Annotated in this window: 12 protein-coding genes; 10 read left to right on the plus strand and 2 right to left on the minus strand. The window is 47.5% G+C overall.

The features are described from left to right. Positions 1 to 67 precede the first annotated feature (67 nt). Entirely contained in the window at positions 68 to 523 is a 456-nt protein-coding gene (locus tag D479_RS10730) for a cupredoxin domain-containing protein (RefSeq protein ID WP_026577762.1), read from the plus strand. Between the two features lie 54 nt (positions 524 to 577). Here the strand turns inward: D479_RS10730 and D479_RS10735 are convergent, their stop codons facing one another. Continuing rightward, positions 578 to 1,036, minus strand: a complete 459-nt coding sequence (locus D479_RS10735) for a GNAT family N-acetyltransferase (RefSeq protein WP_008636815.1) — start codon at positions 1,034 to 1,036, stop codon at positions 578 to 580. A 113-nt stretch (positions 1,037 to 1,149) separates the two neighbouring features. On the opposite strand from D479_RS10735, the gene D479_RS10740 reads away from it, so the two are divergent. The 9 genes from D479_RS10740 to D479_RS10780 all read left to right on the plus strand — a co-directional run bounded on the left by D479_RS10740 (position 1,150) and on the right by D479_RS10780 (position 12,799). Beyond that, entirely contained in the window at positions 1,150 to 2,460 is a 1,311-nt protein-coding gene (locus tag D479_RS10740) for a lysine N(6)-hydroxylase/L-ornithine N(5)-oxygenase family protein (RefSeq protein WP_008636819.1), read from the plus strand. 328 nt (positions 2,461 to 2,788) lie between these two features. Then, entirely contained in the window at positions 2,789 to 3,826 is a 1,038-nt protein-coding gene (gene argC, locus D479_RS10745) for an N-acetyl-gamma-glutamyl-phosphate reductase (RefSeq protein WP_008636826.1), read from the plus strand. A gap of 17 nt (positions 3,827 to 3,843) precedes the next feature. After that, positions 3,844 to 5,070, plus strand: a complete 1,227-nt coding sequence (gene argJ / locus D479_RS10750; RefSeq protein WP_008636828.1) for a bifunctional ornithine acetyltransferase/N-acetylglutamate synthase — start codon at positions 3,844 to 3,846, stop codon at positions 5,068 to 5,070. After that, positions 5,033 to 5,842: an acetylglutamate kinase gene (gene argB, locus D479_RS10755; protein ID WP_008636829.1), complete on the plus strand. Its 810-nt coding sequence runs from the start codon at positions 5,033 to 5,035 to the stop codon at positions 5,840 to 5,842. The genes argJ and argB overlap by 38 nt, the downstream gene beginning before the upstream one ends. Further along, positions 5,839 to 6,999: an acetylornithine transaminase gene (locus D479_RS10760; protein ID WP_008636830.1), complete on the plus strand. Its 1,161-nt coding sequence runs from the start codon at positions 5,839 to 5,841 to the stop codon at positions 6,997 to 6,999. Before argB ends, D479_RS10760 begins: the two co-directional genes overlap by 4 nt. Positions 7,000 to 7,102: 103 nt before the next feature. After that, a complete protein-coding gene (locus D479_RS10765; protein WP_008636831.1) occupies positions 7,103 to 8,161 on the plus strand; it encodes a carbamoyl phosphate synthase small subunit in 1,059 nt (352 codons plus the stop codon). Continuing rightward, positions 8,154 to 11,171 carry a carbamoyl phosphate synthase large subunit gene (locus D479_RS10770; RefSeq protein WP_008636832.1) on the plus strand — a complete coding sequence of 1,006 codons (3,018 nt, stop codon included), beginning with the start codon at positions 8,154 to 8,156 and terminating at the stop codon, positions 11,169 to 11,171. The genes D479_RS10765 and D479_RS10770 overlap by 8 nt, the downstream gene beginning before the upstream one ends. A 17-nt stretch (positions 11,172 to 11,188) precedes the next feature. Beyond that, a complete protein-coding gene (gene argF / locus D479_RS10775; protein WP_152413376.1) occupies positions 11,189 to 12,127 on the plus strand; it encodes an ornithine carbamoyltransferase in 939 nt (312 codons plus the stop codon). 186 nt (positions 12,128 to 12,313) lie between these two features. After that, positions 12,314 to 12,799 carry an effector binding domain-containing protein gene (locus tag D479_RS10780; RefSeq protein ID WP_008636835.1) on the plus strand — a complete coding sequence of 162 codons (486 nt, stop codon included), beginning with the start codon at positions 12,314 to 12,316 and terminating at the stop codon, positions 12,797 to 12,799. A gap of 66 nt (positions 12,800 to 12,865) precedes the next feature. On the opposite strand, the gene D479_RS10785 is transcribed toward D479_RS10780, so the two are convergent. Then, positions 12,866 to 14,275: a Na+/H+ antiporter NhaC family protein gene (locus D479_RS10785; protein WP_008636837.1), complete on the minus strand. Its 1,410-nt coding sequence runs from the start codon at positions 14,273 to 14,275 to the stop codon at positions 12,866 to 12,868. Between the last annotated feature and the right edge of the window lie 35 nt (positions 14,276 to 14,310).

Raw genomic sequence — 14,310 nt, forward strand, 5'->3', positions numbered from 1 at the left:
GTTATCTGGACAAGTTATCCACATTCTTGCATATATATGTACTATCAAGAGGGAGAGGGGGATGTGGATGAATGCGTGGATCGTAAATGCACGGAAGATCGGCTGGATTGCGGGTGCTGTTGTCATTGCCTTCGCTGCATATTTTTTGGGGAGCTATTTCTGGAAAGGAGCCGTAGCTACTTCCACTGCACCGACCAATGAAGAACCCAGGGTCATTCAATTAGTTACCGGTGAATTTAAAACGACGACCGCAGACGGCAGAGAGGTGGAGGCTTACCGTTGGGATCCCGGCACAATTGTCGTCGAGAAGGATGAACCCTTCCAATTGAGTATGTACGGGGTGAATGGGGAGGAACATCCATTCTATATAGAAGGTACGGATATTAAAGGGGTTGTAGAGAAAGGGAAGGAAACAGTCGTCGATTTAAAGTTCAAGAAAGAAGGCGTGTATCGTTTGATCTGCACGACACATGCAGACAAGGCAGCCAGCGGTCCGATGATCGCTTATATTGTTGTGGATTAATTGGACAAGACGAACGCTCCTCTCTTAATGAGCAGGAGCGTTTTTATTGTTATTTTAATCAAGCAGCGATTTCCGGAATACCACCATATCGATGCCGCGGATGCCGTTCTCATAAAACGGCTGAGGGTAACGAAGGAAGTAATCGGGAAGGATATGGTCGAAACGGAAGCCCGCCTTTTGATAAAAGGACAAGTTCTCGATGCTGGAGTTTGATGTGCCCACAATCATACTTGTGTACCCTTTTTCCTTATATTGTTGAGCGGCTTTTGTAATCACGCGTTTTCCAATGCCTTTTCCTCTGTAAGCTTCTGATATGGCGATATTTTTAATTTCGACCGATTCTTCATCTGGAAAAACGAACAGGCATACACCGACTACAGCGGAGTCCAATCGGATGGCTGTCAGCTCTCCTTCATGAAGATAAGCGTCAACCATATCCACTTCTTCATCTGCCAGTAAGAGAAGCGGCTTATATTCTTCCCGGTTATCCACAGGCAGCAATTCTATGTCCATATTCTTTTCCCCTTTAATCATCAGTTATCGTTTGTTTATGGTTATGATAACATAGAAGCAATACATCGATTTCTGAAATGAAGGTATTTTCAGATAAAAAAGGGGTAGTGACTATGGAACAACAAGAACCTATATATGATTTGATCGGAATCGGAACAGGACCTTTCAACTTGAGCCTTGCCGCTCTTTTGGATGATATAGAGGAAGTGGATGCATTATTCTTTGAACAGAAATCTGCCTTCGAATGGCATCCGGGTATGTTGATCGAGGGAACGAAGATGCAGGTTCCGTTTCTTGCGGATCTGGTTACAATGGCCGACCCGACGAACCCGTACAGCTTCCTGAACTATATCAGCAAGCACGATCGGATGTATCAGTTCTATTTCCTGCAGCGTCTGGACATTCCGCGCAGAGAATATAATGATTACTGCCGATGGGTCGCCGATCAGTTGTCATCCTGCCGGTTTGGTAAGCGCGTCACGGGGATCCGTCATGTCAAAGATAACGGGGACACCTTCGAAGTCGATGTTCTCGATATCGAAACAGGTAATTCTGCGCTGTATCGAACCAGGAATCTCGTTATGGGAACAGGCAGCGTTCCATCCATGCCGCAATCTTTCCAAGGACTACCGGAAACGGATGTTTTTCATACGGCAGACTTCCTTATAAACAAAGATGCATGCCTGAATAAGAAATCAATCACAGTGGTCGGATCCGGACAGAGTGCTGCCGAAACGTTCCGCGATCTCCTGCAGGAACAGCGCCGGTACGGCTTCCAGCTGGACTGGATTACGAGATCGCCCGGCTTCTCTTCCATGGAAGAGTCGAAATTGAGTCTGGAACACTTTTCTCCGGACTATGTAAACTACTTTTACAGCCTTCCCCAGGAGCAGAAAGATGAAATTTTTGCTACGCAGGGGTTATACTACAAGGGGATCAGTAATCATACAGTGAATGATATCTATAATTTGCTTTACGAATATTCGGTTGGTGGAGAAGAGCTTCCAGTCGGCCTTCAGGTACTTACCGAAGTCCGGGATGTCCATGCAAAAGCAGACGGCGGCTATGAACTAGACTGCTACCATTATCAAAAAGGGAAGAAGTACACGCACGAAACAGATGTCATTATCGCCGCGACCGGGTATAAGCCTTATGTTCCGGATTTCGTTCATTACATGGAGGACTTCCTTGTCTGGGATGATCAAGGCCGTTATGAAGTGACAGAAGATTACAGATTGAAGAAAAATGCAGACACGCCGAATGAAATATTCGTCCACAGCGGCATTTCCCATACGCATGGTGTCGGTTCGACAAACTTGGGGCTGTCCATTTACCGCAATAAGTTAATTATTAATCAGCTGACCGGCCGCGAAGTCTTTCCGCTCAGTGAGAAGAACATTTTCCAATCCTTTTCTGTTCAATAAATGTGAAGCACATGAAAGGTGACAACTCTTTCATGTGCGTTTTTTGGTTCTGTTGATAATGTGTATAAAATTGTGTATATGTGAATGGAAATCAAAGAGGTGGCGCAGTCTTTCCGGGTTATCCACATGTGTATAAATCCACCCATCCTTTCCTAAGGATGCGATTGGGGATAATGTTGATAAAACAAGGGTTCAGCGAATCTGGGAAAATATTAATATGTAAAAAAATCAATTAGTCTCATCTGGCTATTGACATATTAGGGCTAAGGGTTAATAATATTGTAAATATACAGAGGAAATTATAAATATACATAGAGGTGGTTTTAGTTTGAAAGCAGGAATTGTCGGAGCTACAGGATACGGCGGCATCGAGCTGTTCCGGATTTTACAGGCTCATCCAAATATACAAACAATCACATTGTATTCCTCCTCACAGGCAGGGGAGTATTTTGAAGATATATATCCACAAATGAACAGTGGTACGAAGCACGAATTGAAAGATGTCGAGCCGGAGAAGATGAAGCAAGAACAGGATGTCATCTTTTTAGCGACGCCCACCGGGGTTTCCAGTAAACTCACTCCCCAGCTTGCCGGCAGCCGTGCGAAAATTATCGATTTATCGGGAGACCTGCGGCTGAAGGATGCGGAAAGCTACTCCCAGTGGTATAAGAAAGAACCTGCTGCCTCAAACGTGCTGCAAACCGCTGTCTATGGCCTGCCGGAATGGAATAAAGAGGCGATTCGCGGGGCGGATGTCATCGCAAACCCTGGATGTTATCCGACAGCCACACTTCTTGGTCTTGGGCCGCTGGTCAAAGAAGGCCTTGCCGTTCCTTCTTCCATCATTATTGATGCGAAGTCCGGCGTATCAGGGGCAGGGAAGAACCCGAACCCTGTGGCTCATTTTGCACATGCACAGGAAAACTTTCAAATATATAAAGTGAATCAGCACCAACACATTCCCGAAATTGAACAGCAGCTTGCTGAGTGGGAAGAAGGTACGGAGCCTGTTACGTTCTCTACACATCTCGTTCCAATGACGAAGGGGATTATGTCGACGATCTATATGACTCTCAAACAAGAGGCGACGGAAGAACAACTGCGCTCCATCTACCGTTCCTATTACGCACAGGAGCCGTTCGTGCGTGTCAGGGAAGATGGTACGTTCCCTTGTACGAAGGACGTGTACGGAACGAATTATTGTGATATCGGTGTGACGATCGATCCGAGGACGAAACGGGTAACCATCGTCAGCGTCATCGATAATTTGATGAAAGGCGCAGCAAGTCAGGCGGTACAAAATATGAATCTAATATTCAATAAGGACGAAAGTGCAGGATTACCAGAATTTCCTGTCTATCCTTAAGAAGAGGAGGAGAAACGTTGATAGAAGCGAAGAACGTACATCAAATTGAAAAACTAGAAAAAGGGTCAATCGTGACGCCGAAAGGCTTTACAGCGGGAGGGGTGCATTGCGGTCTCCGATATCGCAGGAAGGATTTCGGTTTGCTGATGAGTGAGACTCCAGCCTCCATCGCGGCTGTTTATACGCAGAGTCACTTTCAGGCTCCACCTCTGAAGGTCACACAGGAGAGTATCGCTAAGGGCGGGAAGATTCAAGCCATTGCAATCAACAGTGCTATTGCCAACGCTTGTACTGGAGAAGAGGGTATGGCCAACGCCTACGAGATGCGTGACCTCATCGCTTCTAGATTCGAGATCCCTAATGAATACGTGGCTGTCGCTTCTACGGGTGTCATCGGGGAACAGCTTCCGATGGATAAGATTGCGGAAGGTAGCCGGACTGTAGAACTCAGCGAGCAAGGCAGCGGGGATTTCCAGGAGGCTATCCTCACTACAGATACATGTCAAAAGCATACATGTTATCAAGTGCAGATCGACGGAGTCGCAGTCACGATCGCCGGTGCAGCAAAAGGTTCCGGTATGATCCATCCGAATATGGCTACTATGCTGGGCTTCATAACAACAGACGCTGTCATTGATACGGCCGATATGCAGGCTGCCCTGAGCCATACGATTGATAAGTCATTCAACCAGATCACCGTAGACGGCGAGACGTCTACGAATGACATGGTGCTTGCGCTTGCAAACGGAAAGGCAGGCCACGAACCGTTAAATACAGATCATCCGGACTGGGAAGCATTTCAAGCAGCCCTTCAGCTCGTCTGTGAAGACTTGGCTAAGCAGATCGCCCGGGACGGAGAGGGTGCCACTAAGCTGATTGAAGTAAATGTTACCGGTGCTAAATCCGACCATGAAGCTCGAATTATCGCCAAGAAAGTCGTCGGTTCCAGTCTTGTCAAAACGGCTGTTTACGGTAGGGATGCCAACTGGGGCCGTATTGTAAGTGCAATTGGTCACAGTGAAGCAACGCTTGATCCGAATGAATGCGATATTCATATGGAAGACCAACTCGTATTCAGTAAAGGTACGGCGTGTGCCTTCTCTGAAGAGAAAGCAGCAGAAGACCTGGAGAATGAAAAGGTGACAATCGGCATCAAGCTTGGCGTAGGGGAAGGTACCGGCACAGCTTGGGGGTGTGACTTGACTTATGACTACATCAAAATCAATGCAAGCTACAGAACATAAACCGGTGATTGTCGTCAAGCTTGGCGGCAGTATGACAGACCAGCTTACGGACGAATTCTATCAAAGCTTCCGGTCAGTGCTAGCACACTATCACTGCATTATCGTCCACGGCGGCGGCCCGGCTATCAACAGAATGTTGGAACAGTTGAAAATAGAAGGTGAATTCTACAATGGTCTGCGTAAAACGACCGCTCCGACGATGGCTGTCGTCGAGATGGTGCTGGGTGGTCAGGTGAGTGCACAGATTACAGGAAGCTTAGCCGCACAGGGTATATCTGCAATCGGAGTCAAAGGATCAGAAGCGGATTTATTAACCTGCAGCTTCGTAGATGAAAAAAACCTTGGCTACGTTGGTCAGGTAGAAGCAGTAGAACCAGGAGTACTGAACCATATTCTCGAAGGAGGGTATCTTCCTGTTGTAGCCCCGTTCGGTAAAACATCGGATGGAGTGACGGTAAATGTCAATGCTGACATGGCGGCAGGAGCAATTGCACGTGCAGTCGGAGCGAAGAAGCTGCTGTATGTGACGGATGTTCCCGGTATTCTTATTAATGGCTCTCTATTGGACGCAACGACGCCGGAAGAGATTGAAAGTATGATCGAAGACGGTTCCATTTATGGTGGTATGATTCCTAAAGTGAAATCCGCTGTCGAAGCACTGTCCGACGATTTGGAAGAGGTTTTGATCGTTAGTGGAGAGACAGCACTGATGGAACATGGAACGATAAAAGGAACGTCGATTTCAGAGAAACGAAAGGAGAAAGTCAAATGAGCTTATTTCCTACCTACAATCGGTTTCCGTTGACGATCGTCTCCGGAAAGGGAACGAAAGTAATGGATGATCAAGGGAAGGAATACCTCGATTTCGTTTCCGGAATCGCCGTATGTAATCTTGGTCACCGGCCGGACAAAGTGGAAGCTGCAGTGAAAGAACAAATGGAGCAGGTTTGGCATGTCTCAAACCTTTATCAGATCCCTGTGCAGGAGCGGGCAGCGGAGCTTTTAGTTTCAAAGACCGATCTGGATCATGTCTTCTTTTGTAATAGTGGAGCAGAAGCGAATGAAGCGGCCATTAAGTTGGCACGTAAACACACTGGAAGAGAAAAGATCATTACATTTAAGCAGTCCTTCCACGGAAGGACATTTGCAACGATGAGTGCAACGGGGCAGGCGAAAATCCACGACGGGTTTGGTTCCTTGCTGCCTACCTTTAACTACTATCCATACAATGATGTGGAGGCTATTGAAGAGGTTCATGACGGCCATGTTGCTGCGATCATGGTCGAAGTCATCCAAGGGGAAGGCGGCGTCGTCCCGGGTACGAAGGAGTTCCTGAAAGCTGTCGAAGCGAAGTGTGACGAGCTCGGTGCTTTGCTGATCATTGATGAAGTGCAGACGGGAATCGGCAGGACAGGTCGACCGTTCGCGTATCAGCATTATGATCTGAATCCCGATATCGTTACTTCTGCAAAAGGTCTCGGCAGTGGTTTTCCTGTAGGAGCCATGCTTGGAAAGGCAGAGCTCGTGGAAACATTCACAGCTGGTGTCCATGGTTCGACTTTTGGTGGGAACCCGTTGGCTTCTGCCGCAGTGAAAGCGACGCTCGAAACAATTTTCAATGATTCCTTCCTCGAAGATGTGACAGAGAAAGGGCGCTTATTCAAGCAAAAGCTTGTGTCTGAGCTATCTTCTGTCGATTACGTGAAGGAAGTGAGGGGCGAAGGATTGATGCTTGGGATTGCACTGGATACGGAAGCAATCCAGCTCGTACATGCTTTAAGGGAGAGTGGATTATTGACAGTCCTTGCTGGTCCTAATGTTCTTCGGCTTTTACCGCCTCTGACAGTTTCGGAAGAGGAGATCGATCAGGCGGTTGCGCTTTTGGGCGAAGTATTAAAGAAACATGAGCAGGAACTTCAAAAAGCTTAATATAAGCAGTGGTGGACCTCGCATTTCGGGGCCACCTTTTCTGGAAATTAAATGTATAAAAATTCATTAAAAATAATATTTATTCAAGTTATGAGGTGAACGTATGAAAGGTTACTTAAGCTTACAAGATGGAAAAACGTTCGAAGGAAAAGTCTCGGGATATTATCAACAACCTGTTCAGGGAGAGGTCGTTTTCTTTACCGGTATGACAGGTTATCAGGAAGTTTTGACGGATCCGTCCTATAAAGGGCAGATTGTTGTTTTCACGTATCCACTAATCGGCAATTACGGCATCAACGCCGATGATGGGGAGAGTAAGGAGATACAGGTAAGCGGCGTCGTCATGTTTCAGTGCGCAGACATGGTGACCCATTACAAAGCGACACATTCTCTTGGTGAATACTTGGAGGAGAATAACGTCCCGTATCTGACTGGTGTCGATACAAGAGAGTTGACTAAGGCCATTCGGTCTGGAGGAACGAGACAAGCGATTTTGGCAGATGAACCTGTCCGTGACTTCGAACCATTGGAAACAAACCAAATGTATGAGGTGCATGGGGAGGAAATAGAAACGCACGGCGATGGACCGCTGCATATAGGAATGATCGACTTCGGATGGAAGAAGTCCATTTTGAAATCCCTACTTAAATGGAACGTCCGTGTGAGCGTTATTCCTTTTACTCAGGTGGAGAAAGTGAACGATCTTCACCTTGATGGACTTGTCCTATCTAATGGTCCGGGGGATCCGAAAGACGTTCTGCCTCATCTTCCGGCTTTAAAAGAGGCGTTGGATACCCACCCAAGTTTCGGAATTTGCATGGGACACCAAGTCATCGCTCTCGCCTATGGAGCCAATACCAAGAAACTGCCTTTCGGGCACCGTGGGGCCAATCACCCGGTTAAAGACCAGCTGACAGGAAAGGTGTTCCTGTCTTCTCAAAACCACAGTTATGTGGTGGACGAAGCCAGTCTAGATGTTACACCACTTACAAAACGATTCTATAACGTAAACGATGGGTCTGTCGAAGGCTTAATGCATAAAGAAAAACCGGTAATGTCTGTGCAGTTCCACCCGGAAGCGAATCCGGGACCTGCGGATGCACAATGGTTATTTAATGACTTTGTAAAGGTAGTGGAAAAAGGAGTGAACGTTCATGTCTAAGAAAGTATTAGTCATCGGTTCTGGTCCGATCGTGATCGGCCAGGCGGCGGAATTTGATTATTCAGGCACACAAGGGTGTCTTGCACTTAAAGAGGAGGGGCATGAAGTCGTATTGGTCAACAATAACCCGGCGACGATTATGACCGATCATGAAATAGCGGACGTCGTCTACTGTGAACCGCTGACGGTCGAGAGCATTGCTGCCATCATCGAGAAAGAGAAGCCGGATTCCGTTCTTGCGGGACTTGGCGGGCAGACGGCACTAAACCTTGCTGTTGAGATGGAAAAAGAAGGAGTACTGGAAAAATACGGAGTAGAACTTCTTGGAACAAGCGTGGATTCTATCAAACAAGGGGAGGACCGGGAGTTGTTCCGTGCTTTGATGAACGAGCTGGATCAGCCGGTTCCTGAGAGTGAAGTAATTACGACGCTGGAACAGGCGAAAGCATTTGCCGAGCGTGTCGGATACCCGATTATCAGCCGCCCAGCCTACACACTTGGCGGCCGAGGCGGTGGAATCGTGGACGAAGAATCAGGATTGGAAGAGTTGATCCTGACTGGTCTGAAAGCGAGTCCGATTCATCAGGTCATTGTTGAAAAGAGCATTGCCGGTTTTAAAGAAGTCGAATACGAAATTATGCGGGACCATAATGGAACATGTATTTCGGTCTGTAACATGGAGAACTTCGATCCGGTTGGCGTTCATACAGGTGATTCCATTGTTGTAGCGCCTTCCCAGACATTAACGGATGAAGAATACCAAATGTTGAGAAGTGCTTCCCTTAAAATCGTTTCGGCTTTGGAGGTTATCGGAGGCTGCAATGTTCAACTCGCCCTCGATCCACACAGCAAAAACTATTATGTCATCGAAGTTAATCCGCGTGTAAGCCGTTCTTCTGCATTAGCATCAAAAGCGACCGGTTATCCAATCGCCAAGATGGCGACAAAAGTGGCTCTCGGTTATTCGTTGGATGAATTGTTGAACCCATTGACAGGCCATACGTATGCAAGCTTCGAACCTGCTTTGGATTATGTCGTTGTGAAATTCCCGCGCTGGCCGTTTGATAAGTTTCCCGAAGCGGAAAGAAGCCTTGGCACGAAAATGAGAGCAACGGGAGAGGTCATGTCGATCGATCGAACGCTCGAAGGGGCTTTTCAGAAGGCCGTCCAATCGCTCGATACAAGCATTCCTGTCATTACAGATAAGTGGACACAATTGACGAAACCGACGGACCTCCGCTACTTCGCCATTTTAGAGCTTCTGAGAGAAGGCGTGACGATCGAGAAGATTCATGAAGTGACTAAAATTGACCTGTTCTTCCTGAACGTCCTTAAGAACATCGTCCATACAGAAAAGCAGCTGGAATCCGGTCCTGTCACCGAAGAGCTTCTTCAGCAGGCGAAGGTCTATGGATTCTCTGACCCGACCATTGCCGTGCATACAGGTGCGTCGGTACAGGAAGTTAAGAGTTGGAGAAAGGATTTCGATTTACAGCCGAAGTTCAAAGTCGTCGATACATGTGCGGCTGAGTTTGAAGCAGCTACCAACTATGTGTACAGCACGTATGCCGGCAACAATGAAATAGCACCGTTGGCGGGGGAGAAGAAAGCATTGATCCTCGGATCCGGACCTATTCGGATCGGTCAGGGTGTCGAATTCGATTATAGTGCCGTTAAAGCGATCGAAAGTCTCCAAAAGCTGGGCTGGACGACGGTCATGATCAACAATAACCCGGAAACGGTAAGTACCGATTACGCAACTGCTGATCGTTTGTATTTCGAACCGATTCATACAGAAATTGTGGAAGCCATTGTCGAACAGGAAGGAATCGATCTCGTATTCACACAATTCGGTGGTCAGACAGCCATCAACCTGGCCGAGGAGCTTTCAAAAGCAGGTCTCCCGCTGGCTGGTGTATCAACAGACGTTCTGGATGAGCTGGAGGACCGTGACAAATTCTATGAAGCATTGAAGAAATTGGATATTCCGCATGTTTCCGGAACGACATGTCATACGAAGGAGGAAGCTTGGTCTGCGGCGGCAACTTATAATTTCCCGATTCTCTGTCGTCCTTCCTATGTTATCGGCGGACAGGGAATGGTGAAGATCGAGAACGAAACAGAATTGAAGCAGGCGCTCGACGAAACGGAAGACCGTCACTATCCGATCGTTCTTGACTCCTTCATGCAGGGCATGGAAGTGGAAGTCGACCTGGTCGGGGATGGTGAAACCATCTTCCTTCCGGATGTCATGGAGCACATTGAACCGGCAGGCGTTCATTCCGGTGACAGTATGGCGATCTTCCCTTCGGCTCTGTCGGAAGAAATCAAATCCACAGTACGCCGCTATAGTGAGCAGATCGTCCAGCACTTCCAATACAAAGGTATCATGAATATTCAATTCCTCTGTGTCGATGGACGCGTGTACGTACTGGAAGTGAATCCGCGCGCAAGTCGTACGGTGCCGATCATCAGTAAAGTTGCTGCCGTTCCTTTGGTCGATTACGCGGTACAAGTGCTCGTCGATGCTCCTGGGTTCGCACTCGCTGAGAAGCAGGTTCCGAACATCACCGTAACAGCTGTTAAATATCCGGTCTTTTCTTCTTATGCCATGACGGAACTGGACCACAAGCTTGGACCGAACATGAAGTCCACTGGAGAAGGGATGTGTCTCGGTAATACGGTAGAGGAAGCCTTGCAGAAAGTATTCGCTCATCTTCCTGATATCCGGGAGGACAAGGACATTTGTTACGTCGATGTGGAGGGATATTCTCACATTCCGTCATCTGAACTCGACTTTGAAGAGTGGCTGACGACCGCATCTGCCGTCCTTTATGTCAATGACCAGGAAACGGAGCTGGCGCGAAGCAGAAGAATTCAGGCAACGAAGAACGGTGTGCAGGTGTTTAGCGAAACAACAACGTTTGAAGCCTTTTGGCAGGGGCTTCAAGTAGATAAGAACGAACCTACCCCATTGCCGGAGATGATCCTGGAAGGAGTGCATACGTAATGAATTTAATGGAGCAGATGTATTCAACGAACAGTTCTATGCAGGGCAAACATATTCTGACTTGGCTGGATTACAGCCAGTCGGAAGTCTGCCAACTGCTGGCACAAGCGCAATATATTAAGGAAAATCCCTACAATCAGTCATTAAAAGGAAAAAATCTAGCGATGATTTTTGAGAAATCATCCACCAGAACCCGTGTTTCTTTTGAAGTCGGGATGGGGCATATGGGAGGGCACGCTCTTTATCTCAACACGAAAGACATTCAGGTCGGGCGTGGAGAAACGATTGCCGATACCGCCCGCGTCCTATCCGGCTATGTAGATGCCATCATGTTCCGTACGACTTCCAACGAGCGCTTAACGGAGCTCGCCGAGCATGCGACAGTCCCGGTTATCAATGGATTGTGTGATATCTATCACCCGTGTCAGGCGCTTGCGGATGTGTTTACCATCCTTGAACTGAAAGGCCAATTGTGCGGCATCAAGCTGGTTTACATCGGAGACGGTAACAACGTCGCTCATTCTCTAATGATCCTTGCAGCGATGATGGGGATGGAAGTGGTGGTATCTGCTCCGGAAGGATATGAGCCGGATGAAGAGATTACCGCTAAATCAAAAGCTCTGGCGGAAGAATATAACGGTTCTGTCACCATCGAACCGGACCCTGTCCAAGCGGTGAAAGATGCAGACGTTGTCTATACGGATGTGTGGACCAGCATGGGACAGGAGGAGGAAGCGGAGCAGCGCTTAAAAGACTTCCAAGGCTGTCAGGTAAATAAAGAGCTTCTTTCTCATGCCAAACCGGACGCCTCTTTCCTGCATTGTCTTCCAGCTCACAGAGAAGAAGAGGTGACAGCAGAGATCATCGACGGTCCGCAATCCGCCGTTTTCCAACAGGCGGAAAACCGTATGCACGTACAGAAGGCAATTTTACAGGCGATTATCGGCTGGCGGTAAAAAACAAGCATATTTTTATAGAACCGAACCGTATGATATGGAATGAGGAACTTCATTAATGGACGATTCACTAATATGGTCGAATTACTACGAATAACATCGAACAACCTTTTTTATAAAGGGAATTTTGATTGAATGTGGAAGTAGTTAGGGAAAGCGATCAAATCTTAAAGGAGTGGCCATTGAATGAGTGAACAAATGACAACGGCTGTGGAACCTAAAGTCATGAAGAAGTCCCATTTCAAAGTGGTCGGTGTCTCTTGCCAAACGATGATGGATGAAAGGGAAGTGAAGGTTCCGCAACTAATGGAACAATTCCATACGATGAAGCTTCCGAAAGTAAAAAATCGTATTAATGCTCCCTGTTCTCTCGGTATGTTCGTCGATCCTCCCAATTGGAATGAGATGACGGATGCCTTTTACTGGATCGCCGGTGTCGAGGTAGACAGTTTCGAGAAGATTCCACAAGATATGATTACAAAAACAATTCCTGCTTATACGTATGCGGTGTTGGAGTATGATCCGTCCCTTCATGAGTTCAATCCTTACCTTTATCTCCACGATTGGATCAAGGAAAAGGGTTATGAACAGGTGGAAGGATTCGGTTTCGAAGAATACCAGCCTTACACGGGATCCCAAACCAGCTATCGGCTATATCTTCCTATCAAATAAGTGCAATAAAAAATCCGAACGCTCCTGGAATGCTCTGATCAGCATTCCGGGAATCGTTCGGATTTTTTAGAGGAGAAAAGATAAACCAAAGTACAAAACAGCTGCAATGGCAGCGGCGATCAAGGCTGGCTTTAACTTGAATTTGGCATATTTAATTGGATTCAAGTTGAGGATTCCGGCTGTCGTATTCGTATCATCACTTAAAGGTGAAGCGAATGCACCGAAGGTCCCGCTCGCGAAGACAGCGCCGATCACCATCGGGAGAGAACTGCCGGCGACTGTGGCAATGGATATTCCGACGGGCATCAGTATTCCCCACGTGCCCCAGGAAGATCCGATGAAATAGGACAGCCCGCAGCCGACGATGAACAGCACAACAGCTACGAATCCGGAGGGAATCCAGCCGAAGGAGGAAGATATCGTGCCGGCGAAATCCAGTGTTTCGGAGCCGCGACTCAGGCCCCAGACGAGAGCGAGCAGCATAATAACGCCCATCATTTCATTGCCGCCTTCTGTAATAACTGTCATCATCTTTTTCAGTGATTCCGAACGAACCTTCAGGAACAGGACGAGTGCAATTAACGTGATGAGAACGGCGAGTACCATTGCATCCAGTACGTTATCGTTGATCAATGCATCAAATCCGCTTTTGCCATCACGGACTCCCGACATATACATAAGCAGGAAGGTGAGCCCGATTACGGCGAAAAGCGGGATAATCAAACGCCAGGGTTTTGCGGGCAGCTCCTTCGTCACGGCAGGGTGACAGTCTTCCCACTGGTCATCATCTTCCCGCGGCTCCTGATCCATATTTTCCGCATCTGTGGCAGCTTTTTTATTCCTGTGGAAGAAACTTAAATAAAGGCCTACAAGGAGCATAGAGAAGGCGAAGAAGTTGAATGGAATGCTCTGGATGTATAAGCTGTAAGCATCTCCTGTCGTATTCGCCTGCTCCAGAGAAAGGGCGATGACCGAGGTCATATAGCCGACGAAAGCAGTTGCTACCGGAATCAGCACGACGAGTGGGGAAGCAGTTGTTTCAATGACGAAGCCCAGCTCCTGTTTGGACATAGGAATGTTCTTCCTCATTGCTTTCATCACCGGCCCGATCGTCACAATACGAAAACTGGGTGCAGAGAAGGTGCCAAGGGATGACAGCCACGTCAGCAGGAAGGCTCCTCGTTTGGTTTCGATTCTTTCGGTAGCTTCTTTTACGAAGCCTTTGATGCCTCCGGCCATTTTGATCAGACCGATTAAGGCAGCGAACACATAAAGAAAAAGGATGATTTTCAAATTGCTGTCATCAGAAAGCCCTTCGATAATGAACCCAAGGGCTGCCATCATGCCACCCAGCAGGTGGAAGTCGGATATGTATCCTGCGACGACGACGGCGAAAAGCAGGCTTGGAATGACTTGTTTAGTCCAGACAGCAGCAATGATGACCACAATGAAAGGGACGACGGATAACCAGTCCATGACAATGTACCTCTCTTCCTTCTATATCTTCTTCT

Source organism: Halobacillus sp. BAB-2008, from assembly GCF_000328325.1.
Classification (GTDB): Bacteria; Bacillota; Bacilli; order Bacillales; family Halobacillaceae; genus Halobacillus.

Excerpts from the sequence above, each read along its gene's own strand:
- argF (WP_152413376.1), top strand. The coding sequence starts at position 11,189 with ATGTATTCAACGAACAGTTCTATGCAGGGCAAACATATTCTGACTTGG.
- D479_RS10780 (WP_008636835.1), top strand. The coding sequence starts at position 12,314 with ATGAGTGAACAAATGACAACGGCTGTGGAACCTAAAGTCATGAAGAAG.
- D479_RS10740 (WP_008636819.1), top strand. The coding sequence starts at position 1,150 with ATGGAACAACAAGAACCTATATATGATTTGATCGGAATCGGAACAGGA.
- argB (WP_008636829.1), top strand. The coding sequence starts at position 5,033 with ATGACTACATCAAAATCAATGCAAGCTACAGAACATAAACCGGTGATT.
- D479_RS10735 (WP_008636815.1), bottom strand. The coding sequence starts at position 1,036 with ATGGACATAGAATTGCTGCCTGTGGATAACCGGGAAGAATATAAGCCG.
- D479_RS10770 (WP_008636832.1), top strand. The coding sequence starts at position 8,154 with ATGTCTAAGAAAGTATTAGTCATCGGTTCTGGTCCGATCGTGATCGGC.
- D479_RS10730 (WP_026577762.1), top strand. The coding sequence starts at position 68 with ATGAATGCGTGGATCGTAAATGCACGGAAGATCGGCTGGATTGCGGGT.
- D479_RS10765 (WP_008636831.1), top strand. The coding sequence starts at position 7,103 with ATGAAAGGTTACTTAAGCTTACAAGATGGAAAAACGTTCGAAGGAAAA.
- D479_RS10785 (WP_008636837.1), bottom strand. The coding sequence starts at position 14,275 with ATGGACTGGTTATCCGTCGTCCCTTTCATTGTGGTCATCATTGCTGCT.
- D479_RS10760 (WP_008636830.1), top strand. The coding sequence starts at position 5,839 with ATGAGCTTATTTCCTACCTACAATCGGTTTCCGTTGACGATCGTCTCC.